Source organism: Candidatus Berkiella cookevillensis, from assembly GCF_001431315.2.
GTDB classification, from domain to species: domain Bacteria; phylum Pseudomonadota; class Gammaproteobacteria; order Berkiellales; family Berkiellaceae; genus Berkiella_A; species Berkiella_A cookevillensis.
In genome coordinates, this window is sequence record NZ_LKHV02000001.1 from 451,408 (window position 1) to 467,582 (window position 16,175).

The following is a 16,175-nucleotide window of genomic DNA, read 5'->3' on the forward strand; positions in this document are numbered from 1 at the left end:
TTTTCAGTTAACTTTCTGCTTGTACTACGTATCTCATTTAGAAACTTATCTGCTTAGCCTACTTGGTTGTATTTGATGTCAAACTCGGTACAATCTGACCGGCATTAAAGAAATAAAATATGGAAGGAATGCAGGCTATGTCGAGCAAAAAAGCGTTGATTACGGGTATTACTGGCCAAGATGGTTCCTATTTGGCAGAACTACTGCTCAACAAGGGTTATGAGGTGCATGGGATTAAGCGTAGAACCTCTATGATTAATACACAGCGTATTGATCATTTGTATGAAGATCCGCATCAACAGAATCGACATTTTATTTTGCATTATGGTGACTTGGTCGATGGCACGAGTTTAACGCGTATTATTCAAAAAGTGATGCCTGATGAAATTTATCATTTAGCGGCACAAAGCCATGTAAAAGTTTCTTTTGATGCGCCTGAATACACAGGAGATGTGAATGGTCTTGGCACGCTAAGAATTTTAGAAGCCATTCGTATGCTAGGCTTGGAACAAAAAACAAAATTTTATCAAGCATCTACCTCAGAATTGTATGGAAAAGTACAAGAGATTCCTCAAAAAGAAACAACACCGTTCTATCCAAGATCGCCTTATGCCGTAGCAAAATTATACGCATATTGGATGACAGTGAACTATAGAGAAGCTTATAACATCTTTGCTTGTAATGGCATTTTATTTAACCATGAATCCCCTGTGCGTGGTGAAACCTTTGTGACGCGTAAGATAACGCGTGCGCTATCACGCATCAAATTAGGATTACAAGATTGTCTATATCTGGGCAATATGGATGCTAAACGTGATTGGGGACATGCAAAAGATTATGTAGAAATGCAATGGCTCATGTTGCAACAAGATGAGCCAGATGATTATGTCATTGCGACAGGTATTCAGAAAACTGTGCGAGAATTTGTTGAGTTATCTGCACAAGAATTAAAGATTGATTTAGTGTGGGAAGGAACAGGTGAAAGCGAAAAAGGATTAGATGCGAAAACAGGCACCTGTATTGTCGCTGTTGATCCTGCCTATTATCGCCCCACCGAAGTAGAAACTTTATTAGGAGACGCAAGCAAAGCAAAAGCAAAGCTTGGCTGGGTGCCTAAAATTAGCTTTGAAGCCTTGGTTAAAGAAATGGTTTTATCTGATTGGAAAGAAGCGCAAAAAGAAGCTGCGCTCAAAGGCTTAACACATATTCATGAGAGTATTGTCAGCTAATCATTGAATTACAAATCTCATATTCATGGGGCACAAGTCGGTATTTTTAGTGCTCTCTTGTTAGTGTATTACACTGTTAATTGACTCAGATAGATATCAATCGACTCATTTTGTTGAGTCAATTGATTGCATGGGTCAATTAAATATCTTATTGACTCACTATTGCTGAGGCAATTAAAATATAATTTTACTACTAAATAGCATAGAGCTTTGGATGAAATATCCAGGAAAAGAGTCAGCAACGCTTGAATTTAAAAGCACACTTCCAGGTAAGCAGCAAATAGTTAGCACTGTTATTGCATTCTGTAATAATTTTGGAGGACGCTTAATTATTGGCGTTGATGATAATCGGCGTGTCGTTGGATTACCTGATGATAGTATTGATGAATTAATTAATAGTCTGCATCAGTCAATATTTCAAAGCGCAACTCCTGTAATATTGCCTATGATATATTCGCAACGGCTTGATGATAAGATAATTCTTGTCATTGAAGTTTCATCAGGCATGAACAAGCCTTATTTTCGAACCTCAGATGGTATGAATAATGGCACATTTATAAGAGTAGGCTCACATACGTTAAAAGCAACACCAGAAATAATTCAAGAGCTACAATGGCAGTCTAGGGGATTTTACTCTGACGAGGTGCCAGTATATACCTCAACAATAGATGATATAAATTTAGATCTGTTCAGACTTTTTTTAAAGCAAAGAAAAAATGATTATAATTCACCTGATATAAATAAAATGCTTATGCAATATCGTTTGGCTGTGGAAGAGCATAAGCGTTTGTATCCCTCTGTGGCAGGTATTTTGCTTTTTGGGCATAAACCACAGAAATTTATAACAGAATCATTTATTATTTGCAGTCATTTTAAGGGAACTAGTGGGCGTGAAGCTTTGGCAAGTTTTGATTGCGGAGGCTCATTATTCAATCAGTTAAACGATTGTATTGCCTTTGTCGAAAGTAGGCTCAGTAGATCATTCAAAATAGAAGGGATTAAACGAGAGGAGCAATTAGAAATACCATTGAAGGCACTCAGAGAAGCGATTATCAATGCAATTGTGCATAGACAATATCAAATTCCTGGGCCAACTAAAGTTGCAATTTTTGATGATCGAATTGAAATTTTTAGCCCAGGTAATTTCCCGGGACCTTTGCAATCTGATGAATTAGAAATGGGTATTACCTACTTGAGAAATTCTGCTATTTGTCGAATTTTTCGTGAAGCAGGTTATGTTGAGAAACTTGGGTCAGGTTTTTTAACTATGTTTAAGCTATACCGCGAACACCAACTTCCTACACCGACGGTAATTGAGGGCACGGGTTATGTCAAATGCATTCTGCCTAGACCTGTTCTTCAGCGTCCACTTATTCAGTTGACGGAGCATGAAGAAAAGATCTTGGAATTATTTGATGTGCACGAAGAAATCAGCCCACAACTCGTCAATAAAATTTTATGTGTATCTCGCCAGACAACAGCTAGAATTTTATCTTCTCTTGTTAAGAAAGGGTTAATTAGAAGGTACGGGGCAGGTAAAAGTACTCGCTATAGAAAATATTAAATTTGTATTTGTGCTACAATAGGTGAGTTTTTAGATGTAATATTAAGAAAGCCAACAAAAAATTAACATGAAAAAAAATGCAAGGATCTACGTAGCTGGACATACGGGTTTAGTGGGAAGTGCTATTGTAAGAGCACTCAAAAAATTAAGCTATCAGACTATTCTAACGCGTAGTCATCAAGAGTTAGAGTTAACAGATCAGGTTGCAGTTGCACAATTTTTTGAAAGCCATAAACCAGAATATGTGGTATTAGCGGCTGCAAAAGTGGGGGGCATTTATGCTAATAGTCACTATCCAGCAGATTTTATTGCTCAAAACTTAAACATTCAATCAAATGTGATTCATCAAGCAAAAATACATGGTGTAAAACGCTTACTTTTCTTAGGCTCTTCTTGCATTTACCCACGAGAATGTTCTCAACCGATCAAAGAAGAATATTTGCTGTCAGGATCTTTAGAGCCTACAAACAGGCCCTATGCACTTGCTAAAATTGCAGGTATAGAAATGTGTTGGGCTTACAATCGTCAGTATGGTACGCAATATTTGGCAGCGATGCCTACTAATCTGTATGGACCAGGTGACAACTATGATTTAAAAAGCTCACATGTCATACCTGCACTTATTCGCAAAATGCATGAAGCAAAAATCGCCAATAAAGAAGAAGTTGAAATATGGGGTACGGGTACACCTAGACGAGAGTTTTTGTATAGCGATGATTTAGCAGAGGCTTGTATATTTTTGTTGAACCTAGATGAAAGTAAATATAGTGCTTTGGTAAGCTCAGAAACACAAGCACCACTTGTGAATGTGGGGTGTGGAGAAGATATTACTATTGCAGAATTAGCTAATGTGATTGCCAGTGTTGTTGGCTTTGAGGGCAAGATTAATTACAACACGGCAATGCCTGATGGTACACCTCGTAAGCTTTTGTGTGTTGAGAAGATGCAAATGTTGGGGTGGCAGAGAAAGACGAATTTGGTAGATGGCTTAAAAATTGCATATCAAGAATATATGCAATACAAACAAGAAAAGAAAACAGATTGTAATATTCTCAATGAGATTAGTTAAATAGTATTACTTTATGAATATTGTTGATGCATTGCTAAAATATGTTGGGCTACGATCTGGAGAGCAGTCAAAAGACATTTTTTACCAACGTTTTTTAAATTCTGAGTATTCTTGGCAACTAAGGAAACCATTATTAGTTAACTCGCCTAGCACTGTTAACGAAATAGATTCTTTGCAGAGAATTCCATTTGAGAGATTATCTTTTCTAGAATTAGAAAATCCTTCTAATCAAGTAGTCAAAATTCGTTTGCAAGAAAATGTGATCCATAAGTTAAAAAATTTTGAAAAAGCTTTCAATATTTTTGTGGATTTCACATCTCATAGTAATCCCCTTGGTGACTTTCGTAAATTTAGCTCATTTTATCACCCACTTTACTGCACATCACGCTACTTATTTTTTCATGGCGATGGTAATTGTGTGACTTTAGGGGTATTGCTGTACAGTTTTCTAACACATTATTTTGAGAAAGATAGTATAAAGCTGAAATATAGCTGTGCACTTAAACGAGAATTTATGCATGTTTATGCCTTGAGAGAGCGTAAAAATCATAAAATACTTTATGTTGACCCTGATCAAAAAATATTTTGTGGCTATGATGAGCTAGATCAAATATATTCTCATGGGCTTATATTTCAACTACTCAGCGGCGCTGGTTATTATGTATTTGATCAGATACCTATCATTAAGAGGAAGCATTTCTTCTTAAAGATGACTGAAGATCTAATGGATAACTATCGTATAACGCCAACACAATTAATTTATCAAAAAGAACCTGAAAAGAATGATTTTTCTAGAATTTTTCTAAAGGCAAGAATAGAATCTTCGCAAGATCTTGAATTATTTGCAGAGGATTATGAGTGGAAAAAATCTTATCGTGAAATTGGTAAGAAAATTTATCAGCAACCACTACCATTCTTATCACAACTAAAAAACATTATCACTGTAATCATTCCTCCACAAGGTCAATTGACTTTGGGTTGGCATAATTCTTTTCCTCAAGAAGTGTTAGATTTTTGCCTTATTTTTTTTGGTAGAGTTCCTCTCTCCATTGACTGGGAAGCCAAGTCAGCTATAGTTCAGGAAGTAGTACTGCCAGAGATACCATGGATCATTTTATTTGGCGCTCATGTTAATTTTTGTATTTTAAATCAGAAGAGATTTGATTTGCATCGAACTCAGTGCGGTAACTTCGCTTATTTAGGCATGGGAGATTTGGAGGCACAGTTTGATGGCATTACTAAAGATATAAAAATGACTATCCAGGTGTTACAAGATACATTTATAAAAATAGTTTTACCTTTTAATGCTTTAGCTGTGAATGCAAATTTGATCAGCTTAACATCAGAACATGAAGATTTATTGAATATAAAATATCAGGCTGCTTAAAGCGAACTCATAATGATAGAATAGCTTCTTCTATCATAAGAGATTCAGGATGGTTTCTGCATGAATATCTGGAGAAACAAATGGAGCTTTATTTTCAATAATGAGATCTGCTTCTGGTTCTTCAAAAGGTAGGTCTAATCCCGCGACATTAGAAATTTTTTTCTCTAGAAAGCCACTATAAATACCTTTTTGATTTCTTTGATATAATTCAGGTAATGGCACTTTGATGTATACTTCAAAATATGCTGAATAATTTTTCCGATTCCAATCTCTATGCTCAGTAAAAAGTGAGATAACGCTGCACACAACGTTCAAACCTTCTTTATCAAGGTGTTCGCAGAATCTGCAAATTCTCCAGCCACTTAGTCTTCTTTCTTCTAAGCTATATCCTAAATTATCTCCAACGATATGTCGAATAGTGTCGCCATCTAAGAAAACGGTGTTTTTCTGAGTTTTTTTCAATCGATTTGCTAGCGCTTCTCCAATAGTAGTTTTCCCCGCACCTGATAAACCAATGAGCCAGATAACCATATATTCCTCATAGATGTTAAAATAGTTTATTATCATATAATATTTGTAAAAAGTAATAAAATTTTGCTAAAGGAGAGTAGAGTGGAAAATCTAGATAAAATTAAAGAACACTTTAATGATAAGAAGAGGATTCAGTGCGATATCAACAGTTATCATCTAGATAAATCTCCGGATTATCAAAATTTTGATCCCTATGAAAAGCCCAGAGAAGATTTTATATTTTCTTTAATTTTAGAACATTATAAATCGGGAAGTGTGTTAGATGTGGGCTGTGGTGTTGGTAATTTGGTTAAAGAACTAAAATCAAAAAAAATGGATGCCTATGGTATTGATCTGTCTAGTGAAATGATTGGCACGGCCAAAAAAATTCTAGAAAAAGCGAATCATGATCCACGTTGTGTGCAATATGCTGACATTTTTAAATATGAATCAGATAAGAGATTTAGTTTGGTTATTGCCAATGGTGTAATATGGTACTACCAAAATAAATTAGACTTTCTTGCACAAATTAATCGTCTTACAGCTGAAGATAGCACAATTATTATTGTTCATCGCAATGATCTTTTTAATATTTTTGCCATGAATGAAGGTACGATACATTTTATGATAGATCGTTTGTATGCAGAGCGTTCAGAGACAGATAAGAAAAAACTCAAAGCAGATGTATTAGAAACATATCCAAATATGGCTTCAGCGATAAGTATTAATAGCAATTTGCGAAAGGATTTTGATAATCCTCTTACGATATCAGAATTGTATCGACAAGCTGGTTTTGAAATAACTTCTATTAATTATACTTATATTCATCCTTTTCCACCAAAATTCATGGAGAAAAATTTAGAGATTAATTATGCGCAATTACAGGAAAAATATGGCAAGCAATGGCAAGGCATGTTTTTAGGCTCACAATTTATTGTAGTTGCGAAGAAATGTTTTCAGAAAACATCTTAAGTGTAAATTTATAATAAAGAAGCCATTCGAGAGATAAGCGGTGATATCTTTTCAATGACAGTGCTTGGAGTATGCATTTTTACTTTATTATTGTCGTTATATTCAATCACCGCACTATATTCTTCATTTTTAATTTGAGGATATTGGTTTGATACAAGCAGTTTTAGTTCATCATTCCGTTGTTCGCCCGTAAACATATACCATATTGCCTTTTTCAAAAAATTTTTGATGGCTGTCGTCTCAGCATCAAAATCTTGCACTTTATGGTCGTAGTTGATATCTAGAATGTTCTTATGTTTTATAAGTACTGTTTCTATATCTTTTGCCCTTGCAGGCATTTTAAATTTTGGTAAGGTTGTAAAATCACAGTTAGGATCCATGTCACTGATATCAACAGTTGAACCAAGTCGAACAAGATTGAACCAACGGAATGCGTACATGATTCTAGTTATAGAACATTGAGGAGCATTTAAATATAATTGAACTTTTTTGAAATAATCTTCTTTAGTATTAGCCCAAAGAATAACATCATCCTTGGGGTAAGGGCAGTGTTGGAAAGCAGCAAGCACAGGCGCACCAAACCGCGCCATTTCAATACCAACTGATGTCCAACTGATAAGTATTAGATGGGCAAGCTCTGCTAAATCATAGCTTGAGATAGTGTCACTTGGCCAAATAAACTTTACTTGTCCTGAGACATGAGAAAATGCAGATTGAAGTTGTAGCAAATGCTTAGAAGGTTTATTTTTAAAACCATCACTTCCTTCTCGCGGATGAATGCGCACAACCAATTGTATGTCTTTATGTTTCTCTGTGTATGCTATAAGTTCGTTTATCCATTCAATCTGATCAGTGAAAGGATTATCCATTGGTAATGAAGGCACGTTAAGGCCAGCATATTGGAAGATAGTGGCTTGTGCTTCATCTAAGCTACTTGTAAAAGCAACAAGTAATTTTTTTGTAGGGTCAATATTGAGTTCTGAATAAAGTCGATTAGAGGTCGTTGATTTAAGTGGGGAATATATAGTAAAACCACCTTTAGAGATTCTATTGAGCAAGTCATCTCCAATATTCTTGACTTCTTCTGTTGTCAATGCAATATTTTTTCGTTTATTCCATTGAGCGAGCTTATCAAATTGATATCTTGTGGAAAGTGCGCCACCAAAAATTATTTTATTTCGTCTCACATTATTAATAAGCGCATGAGAAATATTTGTGATTGGGATAGTAGATTTTTGTGCTGATGCTATGATGCCTAATACATTTCCATAATCGCCAAAGTAAATAACACGGTTAATTTTTGCTCTAGTTTTTAATGCTTCGAATGCCAAATAATTAGTAATACTTCCTAGAATATGGGCTTTTGTATGTTGAATTTCTTCAGGAGATAATTGCGTGTCATAGAGTTTTCTTATTCTGAATACTTCACCAAATGCGATTTGACCAAAGTTTATGTCATCATAAATGAAATTGGTAACATCAGGTAAGCTATCAATCTTTTTTGATATAGACGCTAAGATTTTTTGTGGAATCAATTCTTGAATATTTAAAATTTTCAGATTGTATTGTGATGCATAATCAATAGATGATTTTGTGCAGCTCGCACATATCATTTCTCTTTGTAAAAAATTGATTCTTGGTTTTGCATCCACTGCATCTAAGACAGTACAACGCTCCAGATTTTTGTGACAACGTATGAGTAGTGTCTCATATCCTAGGCAGTTTAGTATCTTGGCTAAGACGCAGTGGGTAATAAAATGATATTTTAACCCAGCGTCAATTGACCAGAAAACTGTTATAGGCTTTTTAGAGGATAAACCTGCAGGTTTTATAGCATTTCTATTATTATTTTTAATTACATATAATTTTTTGAAGGGTAATTGTGAATATTGTTTTATCTTACCCAAGATAATTCTGATTTTTTTTATAGACATACTATTTATTTTGCCTCATAAATATTCTTGAAGAAATTTCTTCGGAATACATAGGTGTAGAGAATAACCCTGGAAGATAAATAGAAAGGGATGAACGTAGCACAATAATAAAAGCGATTAATACCTTCTTTTATTGATTCACGTGTTCCATTGATTAGCCACCTCATAGTAGGCAACTCACCTTCAAAAGGTAACAGGGCTGATAATAGATAATTCTTTTTATCAGAATCGGATTGATTGTCATAAATGATTGGATAATTGTAAAATTGTAATTCTTCTTTAAATAAGCGTTCAAGCAAACGGATTTCTCTTTTATTTAATTCTTTCTGCCATCGTTGAGTGACATGTGTATTGGGGCCTGCAATTCTTTTTGAAATTGTATCTGGTTCATTTTGTAGACGGCCATTTGTAATGGTTTGGTATCGATTGTTGTAAGCACCTGTTCCGTGCCAAGTTTTTCCTAAGATTGTTGGTTGAAAGTCTTTATTTTCCCAACGTTGATCTATAGAAGTATTGAGCCAATCACAAATCATAGTAGCAGTTGCTAAGAAATCTTTATTTAAATCTTCATTGCGCACACTAATAAAATTATCTTTAAATTGTGCTTTCTTTCTTGTAACGGCTCTTGCACTTTGTGCAAGATAAAGCAACCAAAAAAGGTATACGCAAGTATTATCCATGGTTAAATTTCTTGTCCATAGATCTTTCATTCTAGCCCAAAAATTACCAGGTTTTAAGGCGTACATATTACCAAGCCAATTAACAAATTGATGTCGGGGAGATGCAAAGGTAGCTCGAGGATCTCTCACAAGATTAATAAGTTTTGCCTTGGGAAAATCTTCGATGATAGTATCTATTACTTTTCCACTATAACCTGTATTTACATTTTCAGATCTTAAACTAATGGCGTCACTTATTAGGACATATTTTGCTTGGCTTATGTCTTTATTATGTGCTAATGCATAGATAATAAAAGGCAGTATAGCAAGTTCTTTTCTTGTAATTGTATCCCTTGATCTGAAAAATGCATCTGTGTAATTTCTAATTTTTTCCGCTTGAATAATGACAGAATCATCCATACCCATTCTATAAGTAAGTGTTTTATTTTCTGGATTATCTAGTGCATAAAGTAATCGAAAGTAGCTTATTTCTGTCAGAAATTTGTGGGCTTCATTTGTAGGGATATTATTTTTTTCGAAGTGTGTGATTATATAGGAATAAGTGTAGTGCATCAGCGGGCATGCAATGATTTCTGGGTGTTGATCAAAAATAGTCAGAAAAAAAGCGTTGCCCGCTCTGCCAGAATGATCAATAACACATGCCAGATTAATATCACTCAAGTATTTATTAATATTTTCTATTTTTAACATAAATTATTTATATAAAATCGATATATGGCTAAAATTTCAATGAAATATCCGAGACAAGAAAGCTCTATGCTTGCATAGGGCTTTCTTGTGATAAGAAATTTTTACAATTTTTGTTCTAATCTGAGGCGGGATGCAAACATGCTACATTGGAAGAATAATTTCCATTTTTCTTCATCCGGCCAATTAGTTGTATCTTGATATACTCTATCATTTATATCTTTGATAAAGAGTCGCTCTTCCATTAAAAGAGGTGGCATTTCATGGTAATTAGCAAAAGCTTGTTTTTCTTCTACAAAGCCAAAATTATTCATTTTAAACTTGTAGGATAGGGGATTTTCTCTTATATTCGCGCTTATTTTTTGGGGGGCTTGTGGATTAGTTATAAGTGCTTCTATTTTTCTTGCATCAGTATCAAAGTATTTTTCAAAAAAATTAACGGTATGTCTATTAAAGGTGTATAAATCAAATAGCTGATTAGAATGACAAACGATCAATGTGCCATTTTTTCTAAGCACTCTATTTATTTCTTTATAGAATAGGTTTTCATCGCTGTTACTGAAATAGCCGATCACATTAAGAGCTAGAGCTAAGTCAATAGATTCGCTTTCTATTTTTTTTAAGTGATCAACATTACCTTTTAGTAGCTCTATGTTACTTAACTTGTTTAAATTTTGTTTTGCATAATTTAGCAATTCATCATTAATATCTATGCCATAGGCTTTTGTGATATTAAAAGCAAAGAGATCTTTTAGTATGTTTCCTTCACCACATCCAAAATCTAGCACTGTTTTTCCTGAAAGATCTAAATCTTTGTATAAGCTTTTTATTACAGTTTTTCGATGGGCATGATATGGGCCAGAAACATTTTTCAAATATGTTTCTGCGATCTGCGTCCATCTTTCTTCTGCTGAAATATCCTTGCCGACCACTTGCATAAAATTTCCTTTATTCTTTATTGATTAAGTAAAAGTAATTTGCTTTATCTATTATAATTTTGGAATAAAAAGTTATTAGTAAAACATAGTTAGTAACATATGAAGTTATTATACTATGTGGCTTAGAAATAATAAAATTTGTTGTTAAAATTTTATTATTTCTAATGTACATACAGGTATCATATAAATTTTCTATAAATTAATAAAATTCTTCAAAAGTGGAGAGTAAATGGTCGTTATAATATAGGGTTAAACTTCGCTGCAAGAACAATATCTACAGCTTTACTATTCCAAAGATAATGAGATTGACGTACAGCCTCAATGCGCATGTCTGATTTTTTAAAGATTTGTAGCATAGGGGTATTAATAGACATTGTTCCAGCCGTTATCTTTCGGAATTGTTTTTTAACCAATAAATAATCCATTGCGAGGATCCAGGCGAGTAGTCCATATCCTTTGCCTTTGTACTCAGGCTCACCAATTAATATGGCTAGGTCAGCGATCAAATTATGGGGATCAATGTATGCGCTTAGATTCCCAATGTGTTGTCCACTACTTTGATGCATAATTGCCCAAAAATAGTGTTTTCCTGATTGCATTGAGTGGAAATAGTTCGTGCAGCTTTCCAGTGTATGTGTTTTATGACGAAGCTCACTAAACTGTACATTTTCTTTTAAATTTAACCAATCAACATATCTTTGACAAAGGTGGGATTTGTCAAAAGCAACCAGCGAGAGTTTTGGATGGTGGATTGTCGGAGTAAAATGCGCTTCTATTGTCATATTTAAAAATTAGACTCATGTTGAAGAATATTGTTTTTTTGGAGAGAGGCTTCTGCGACTGCTAGATCAGACAAGCTGTCTATTTCATACCAGCCACGGTTAATAGGGAACGAATGAAGTGCGATATTTCTTCGAATCATTTCCTGCAATAAATCAGTCATAAAATAGTTTCCTGCACTTCGACCATTGAGTTTTGTATCATTCTCAGAAAGATCGTTGTATGTTTGTAGGAGACTATGGATAGCTTTTTTCCTAAATAAGCATAAACCAATATATTGGCCTTGTATATCAGATATATTTTGAGCTTTTTGGCCAATTTCTTTGATTCTGCCATCGTAAAATAATTCTAAGCTCTCCGCATCGGACAAAGGATCTTCAAAGCGTTGTTCCCAATAAGATTGCCATAACAAATCAATCGTAATAGCTAGATCGTGGGAGGAAGATATAAGTTTTTGCAATATTTGATTTGTATAAATAATATCACCATAAGAAATAATAATATCATCATTGAAATGATCTTTTGCGCATAACAATGAATATACCATATTAGTGGTCATAAAATTTTCATTACAAATAAGCGTTATTGGGTATTTTTCGAGTTGTTCAATTTTATAGCCACCGACTACGATAATATCTCTAATATTTGCAGCATGTGCTGTTTCAATTTGCCATTCAATAATAGGTTTGTTCAAGATAGGGGTTAAGCATTTTGGCTTATTATTGGTTAGAGGCTGAAGGCGTGTACCTTGGCCTGCAGCAAGTATAATTAATTTCATAGATTAAACCTGTGAGTAATGATATGAGTATCAAGTTGTTTCGCTGCTTCATTAAGTCGTTCAGGGTGCCAGTGTATTCCTGTGATTGCTAAATTTTTATGTTCCATATATTCAATACAACCATCATTTGAAGATGCAATAACCGTGAATTCTTTGGCAAGTTGTTTTGGGTAAATACCATGGTTATGAAAGCTATTCACAGTGATTCGATCATGAGTTTTATATTTAAAAACATCTTTTTGAAAAATAATATCGTGAGCTTTGAGATGATTCATCTCTAATGAGCGACATAAGCTCCCACCAAAATAAGCATTAATAATCTGCATGCCACGGCAAACGCCTAAAATAGGGATACGATTTGTAATCGCTTGTTTCATTATCGTAAATTCAGCGAGATCTCTGCTTGTAGGTTGAGATCCCATAGGTTCTGTTGCGAGTGAACCGACACTATCTCCGCCTGTAAGTAGAAGCCCAGAAGGATTTAATTTGAAATATGCATCATAATTTTGCAATCCAAAAGGTACTAATATCGGAACAATACCAAATGCTTGCAGCAATGAAAGCCAATCAATGCTAATAGCTTGTCTTGGCTCATCATATTCAACCGCATTGGCACTTCGCATTGTTACAAGAATTTTCACTTTATGACCTTTAGAATTTGATCAGCGCAATTTAAATGTAGCTTTTTAGCGTTCTTAACTTCATTGAATTTTTCTATGCCACAGCCGATTGCAGCCGGTAAATTAAATTCTGCTGCTCGAATAGCCATATGTGAAGCAACGCCACCAAAAGCAGTGACAAGACCCGCAATATTATGATTAAAGATCCAGTCATAACCAGGATCTGCTGCTTCTATACAGACAATTTTATTTTTGAGTTCAGAAATACTATCTGAATCTTTGAGATAAACTACGTCTGCAATCACAGTATTCAAAGTAACAAAATTGGGTTTCCATGCGCCTAATTTGAATAAAAAAACATCTTCAGGTTTTGTGATGAGTTCTGGCAATAAATAACTACAAAGCATACTATGTTTCTTTTTATGAAAAGAAATTGTTTTGTTTAAATGATTGACATTTGCTGTAGGTAAAGAATCTGTTTCAAAGCGCAAGATATCATCAATGTGTAAGTAGGATAATTGTTCTTTATTAAGTCCAATTGTAGAGCCCCAAGCTTCTATCAATGTAAGTATTTTGTTTACACCTTTCATAAATTCAAATTTTGCGTATTCTCTCATAGTAATTGTGGATGTTATAAAATGGATTAATTGAGAAGCATTTATCTCTAATCTTAGATCAGAAAGTAGTACATCAATCGTTGAAAGATACGGCTCTAAAATATTCTTCCCATCAATATTTGATGAGGAGATAGATTCATGCATACCATTTGTATGAGATTGCAGATATAAGTTAGGATTTGCGGCATAATTATCAGAGGTAATTTCGTATGAATTAGGTCTTAAGTGGCCATAGTCAGAAAGTAGTGATTCTAAAGATATTTTTTTCTTTTGAAATAATCTAAGATCATTGGTTAGTTTCGAGGCAATTGTTGGAATTGCATTTAGAAAATTATTTTTAGTAGTTTCATCGAAAACTTTGAGTTCAACAAAATCTTTTAAATAACTCATACTGATAAATGCCAAGCGCGCAAGTATAGCAAATGGTACGATACCATCACTAATAATATGATTTATTAATTTTCGGATGTTCCCACAATGTGTATGTGTCGAAGATGAAATATATTTTTCGATATTATTCGACAGAGCTTGTAATTTTAAAGATTGCGTTTCAAGTATAGATTGATAATTTTTGAATATGTGATTTGTAAGCCTATGGACTTCGTTGTGAAAATGAAGCACATCTTTTTTATCTGTAAGAGCTTTGTTTAATCTTGCTTCATATTTAGACCAATTAGGTGATAAGCAGGTGATATAGATATCAAATTCAACCTTATCATGTAAAAAAGGATTCTCTCTGAGTTGCTCAATACACCAATCGTTCCAAGCTGTTTCAATGTGTGCAGTCAGATCTCTAGGCAATAAAGAATTGATGCTCGCACGGACATCTATATAGGGAGCACCATCAAAAGAGTGTATAAGCGGTTCATCTATTTCTTTGTATCCCAATACTGAGCGAGCAAGAGCCCAGGCTTGATTGCCAATCAGTTTTTGATAAAGAGAAAAAGCTAAAGGTTTAGGTGTAAGCCCTATCATTTCTGCGGGGTTCCAATCAGGCATGATCCCAAACACAGTGTGATGACCTGAAAGATATGGATTTTTTTCAAATTTAGCATGAAGCAGATTTTTTATCTCAACTAGATTATCAAGAATTTCACTATCTTGAAACGTAGGCTTATTTTTTATAATAAGAGGTCTTACTTGTAGTAAGTAAATTTTGTTTTCAGCATCAATACAGAATTCAATATCCAACGAATCGATTGGCGCAATCGTGAGTAATTCCTTTGCAACTTCTGTGATCTGTTCAACGTATGGATTGCAGAATGAATTTTGTGATTTCCATGCGATATAATAGTTTTCAATATGTTCCGTAGATCCAGCTGTGACTAAGTCACTACGGCCACTTTTTGTATCAAGTGACAAAACAAAGTAGGGAGAGCCTGTTCTCGGCTCTCTTGTGAGAATAACGCCACTTGCTTTAATGTTTTCTACTTGTGCTTGTACTAATATTTCATCTTGTGGCAAACATATTCTATCGTTTTTGCTGTAGCTTTCTATTACTTGTTCAATTGCGTATTGCACGGTATCGCTGTCTTTTGTAAAAACATCTAAAATAGAAAGAAATGCCCCTGCATGAGAACTTTCTATATTATCTTCAGTGCTTGTGTTACTTCTTACAACTACATTTGTGCAGGGATATTTTTTTTGTATATTCTCAATAATTTTATTTGGATTTTCAGACCAAGCTTGATAGCTAAAACGTATTTGTTCTAAGACAATTGATTTTTGTAGGAGTGGTGCCATATTTTCAAGCGTTTTTCCTTTACCTTGAAAAACAACTTGAGACAACAAAAGCCTATTTGATATAGAGGCTGCATTTTTTTCTAAAATTTTATGCGAAATCAAAATACTATCTTGTGGAATATTGTTGATTTCATGCAGACTAGACATTTTGTTGTTATTTGTAATTTGACTAAACTGTTGGTATTGGTCACTGGGGACATAAAGCATGGCAAGGTTTTCATGCGTGACTATTGGCGATGTATAAAACAAGCAAATTTTATTTTCTGTATCTAGATTGAAGGCAGAGGGTAAAATGATCATATCAGAGCGAATAACAAATATATTATCGTTTTGAGAATTTTCAAATAACTTTAATGCCTCAATTTCGTTTTTAGCATCTTGTGGGGTGTAATAGATATAATTGATCTTAGGAAATTTTTGAATTACTTTTTCAATATGGTAATTGCCGATGTATGTAATATCATGAATATGATGCTGTCTAAGAGAAGAAACGATCCATTCTAAAACAGGTTTATTTGAGTGTTTTTCTACATCAAGTGCTTTAGGATGACTGGAGCGCGTATCTAAAGAACGAGTATGTTGGCCGGCCTCTATTATAATTGCTTTAGTTGTCATTGTTTTCCCTAGCTGAGATATAATTCCGAATTTTCTTTAAATCTAGAAGCTA

Annotated in this window: 13 protein-coding genes; 5 read left to right on the forward strand and 8 right to left on the reverse strand. The window is 34.1% G+C overall.

The features are described from left to right. Positions 1 to 137 precede the first annotated feature (137 nt). From gmd to CC99x_RS01995, 4 genes are all read left to right on the forward strand, one after another. Positions 138 to 1,229, forward strand: a complete 1,092-nt coding sequence (gene gmd, locus CC99x_RS01980) for a GDP-mannose 4,6-dehydratase (protein ID WP_057623663.1) — start codon at positions 138 to 140, stop codon at positions 1,227 to 1,229. Between the two features lie 214 nt (positions 1,230 to 1,443). Beyond that, the gene (locus tag CC99x_RS01985) at positions 1,444 to 2,793 is read left to right on the forward strand and encodes an RNA-binding domain-containing protein (RefSeq protein WP_057623665.1); all 1,350 of its coding nucleotides are present in this window, start codon (positions 1,444 to 1,446) and stop codon (positions 2,791 to 2,793) included. 67 nt (positions 2,794 to 2,860) lie between these two features. Next, positions 2,861 to 3,862: a GDP-L-fucose synthase family protein gene (locus tag CC99x_RS01990; protein WP_057623667.1), complete on the forward strand. Its 1,002-nt coding sequence runs from the start codon at positions 2,861 to 2,863 to the stop codon at positions 3,860 to 3,862. A gap of 13 nt (positions 3,863 to 3,875) precedes the next feature. After that, positions 3,876 to 5,249 (forward strand): hypothetical protein, encoded by a 1,374-nt coding sequence (locus CC99x_RS01995; protein WP_057623669.1) that lies wholly within the window; start codon positions 3,876 to 3,878, stop codon positions 5,247 to 5,249. 33 nt (positions 5,250 to 5,282) lie between these two features. Here the strand turns inward: CC99x_RS01995 and CC99x_RS02000 are convergent, their stop codons facing one another. Beyond that, positions 5,283 to 5,780, reverse strand: a complete 498-nt coding sequence (locus CC99x_RS02000; RefSeq protein ID WP_057623671.1) for an adenylyl-sulfate kinase — start codon at positions 5,778 to 5,780, stop codon at positions 5,283 to 5,285. Between the two features lie 81 nt (positions 5,781 to 5,861). Here CC99x_RS02000 and CC99x_RS02005 point away from each other — a divergent pair, with 81 nt between their 5' ends. Then, entirely contained in the window at positions 5,862 to 6,731 is an 870-nt protein-coding gene (locus CC99x_RS02005; RefSeq protein WP_057623673.1) for a methyltransferase domain-containing protein, read from the forward strand. Between the two features lie 8 nt (positions 6,732 to 6,739). Here the strand turns inward: CC99x_RS02005 and CC99x_RS02010 are convergent, their stop codons facing one another. The 7 genes from CC99x_RS02010 to CC99x_RS02040 form a co-directional block, all read right to left on the reverse strand. Beyond that, positions 6,740 to 8,665: a hypothetical protein gene (locus tag CC99x_RS02010; RefSeq protein ID WP_057623675.1), complete on the reverse strand. Its 1,926-nt coding sequence runs from the start codon at positions 8,663 to 8,665 to the stop codon at positions 6,740 to 6,742. Between the two features lie 5 nt (positions 8,666 to 8,670). Next, complete coding sequence (locus CC99x_RS02015) at positions 8,671 to 10,035, reverse strand: sulfotransferase (RefSeq protein WP_057623677.1); 1,365 nt, start codon at positions 10,033 to 10,035, stop codon at positions 8,671 to 8,673. Between the two features lie 101 nt (positions 10,036 to 10,136). Beyond that, on the reverse strand, positions 10,137 to 10,907 hold the full coding sequence (locus CC99x_RS02020) for a class I SAM-dependent methyltransferase (protein ID WP_158003193.1): 771 nt from the start codon (positions 10,905 to 10,907) through the stop codon (positions 10,137 to 10,139). Between the two features lie 299 nt (positions 10,908 to 11,206). Next, complete coding sequence (locus CC99x_RS02025) at positions 11,207 to 11,752, reverse strand: GNAT family N-acetyltransferase (RefSeq protein WP_057623681.1); 546 nt, start codon at positions 11,750 to 11,752, stop codon at positions 11,207 to 11,209. Positions 11,753 to 11,754: 2 nt separating this feature from the next. Beyond that, positions 11,755 to 12,528 carry a phosphocholine cytidylyltransferase family protein gene (locus tag CC99x_RS02030; RefSeq protein WP_057623683.1) on the reverse strand — a complete coding sequence of 258 codons (774 nt, stop codon included), beginning with the start codon at positions 12,526 to 12,528 and terminating at the stop codon, positions 11,755 to 11,757. Continuing rightward, entirely contained in the window at positions 12,525 to 13,169 is a 645-nt protein-coding gene (locus CC99x_RS02035; RefSeq protein ID WP_057623685.1) for a gamma-glutamyl-gamma-aminobutyrate hydrolase family protein, read from the reverse strand. The genes CC99x_RS02030 and CC99x_RS02035 overlap by 4 nt, the downstream gene beginning before the upstream one ends. Further along, a complete protein-coding gene (locus CC99x_RS02040) occupies positions 13,166 to 16,123 on the reverse strand; it encodes a PEP-utilizing enzyme (protein WP_057623687.1) in 2,958 nt (985 codons plus the stop codon). Before CC99x_RS02040 ends, CC99x_RS02035 begins: the two co-directional genes overlap by 4 nt. Positions 16,124 to 16,175: the final 52 nt, after the last annotated feature.

What these genes read in the sequence shown, in the direction of transcription:
- gmd (WP_057623663.1), top strand. Translation starts at nt 138, where the DNA reads ATGTCGAGCAAAAAAGCGTTGATTACGGGTATTACTGGCCAAGATGGT.
- CC99x_RS01985 (WP_057623665.1), top strand. Translation starts at nt 1,444, where the DNA reads ATGAAATATCCAGGAAAAGAGTCAGCAACGCTTGAATTTAAAAGCACA.
- CC99x_RS01990 (WP_057623667.1), top strand. Translation starts at nt 2,861, where the DNA reads ATGAAAAAAAATGCAAGGATCTACGTAGCTGGACATACGGGTTTAGTG.
- CC99x_RS01995 (WP_057623669.1), top strand. Translation starts at nt 3,876, where the DNA reads ATGAATATTGTTGATGCATTGCTAAAATATGTTGGGCTACGATCTGGA.
- CC99x_RS02000 (WP_057623671.1), bottom strand. Translation starts at nt 5,780, where the DNA reads ATGGTTATCTGGCTCATTGGTTTATCAGGTGCGGGGAAAACTACTATT.
- CC99x_RS02010 (WP_057623675.1), bottom strand. Translation starts at nt 8,665, where the DNA reads ATGTCTATAAAAAAAATCAGAATTATCTTGGGTAAGATAAAACAATAT.
- CC99x_RS02015 (WP_057623677.1), bottom strand. Translation starts at nt 10,035, where the DNA reads ATGTTAAAAATAGAAAATATTAATAAATACTTGAGTGATATTAATCTG.
- CC99x_RS02025 (WP_057623681.1), bottom strand. Translation starts at nt 11,752, where the DNA reads ATGACAATAGAAGCGCATTTTACTCCGACAATCCACCATCCAAAACTC.
- CC99x_RS02030 (WP_057623683.1), bottom strand. Translation starts at nt 12,528, where the DNA reads ATGAAATTAATTATACTTGCTGCAGGCCAAGGTACACGCCTTCAGCCT.
- CC99x_RS02040 (WP_057623687.1), bottom strand. Translation starts at nt 16,123, where the DNA reads ATGACAACTAAAGCAATTATAATAGAGGCCGGCCAACATACTCGTTCT.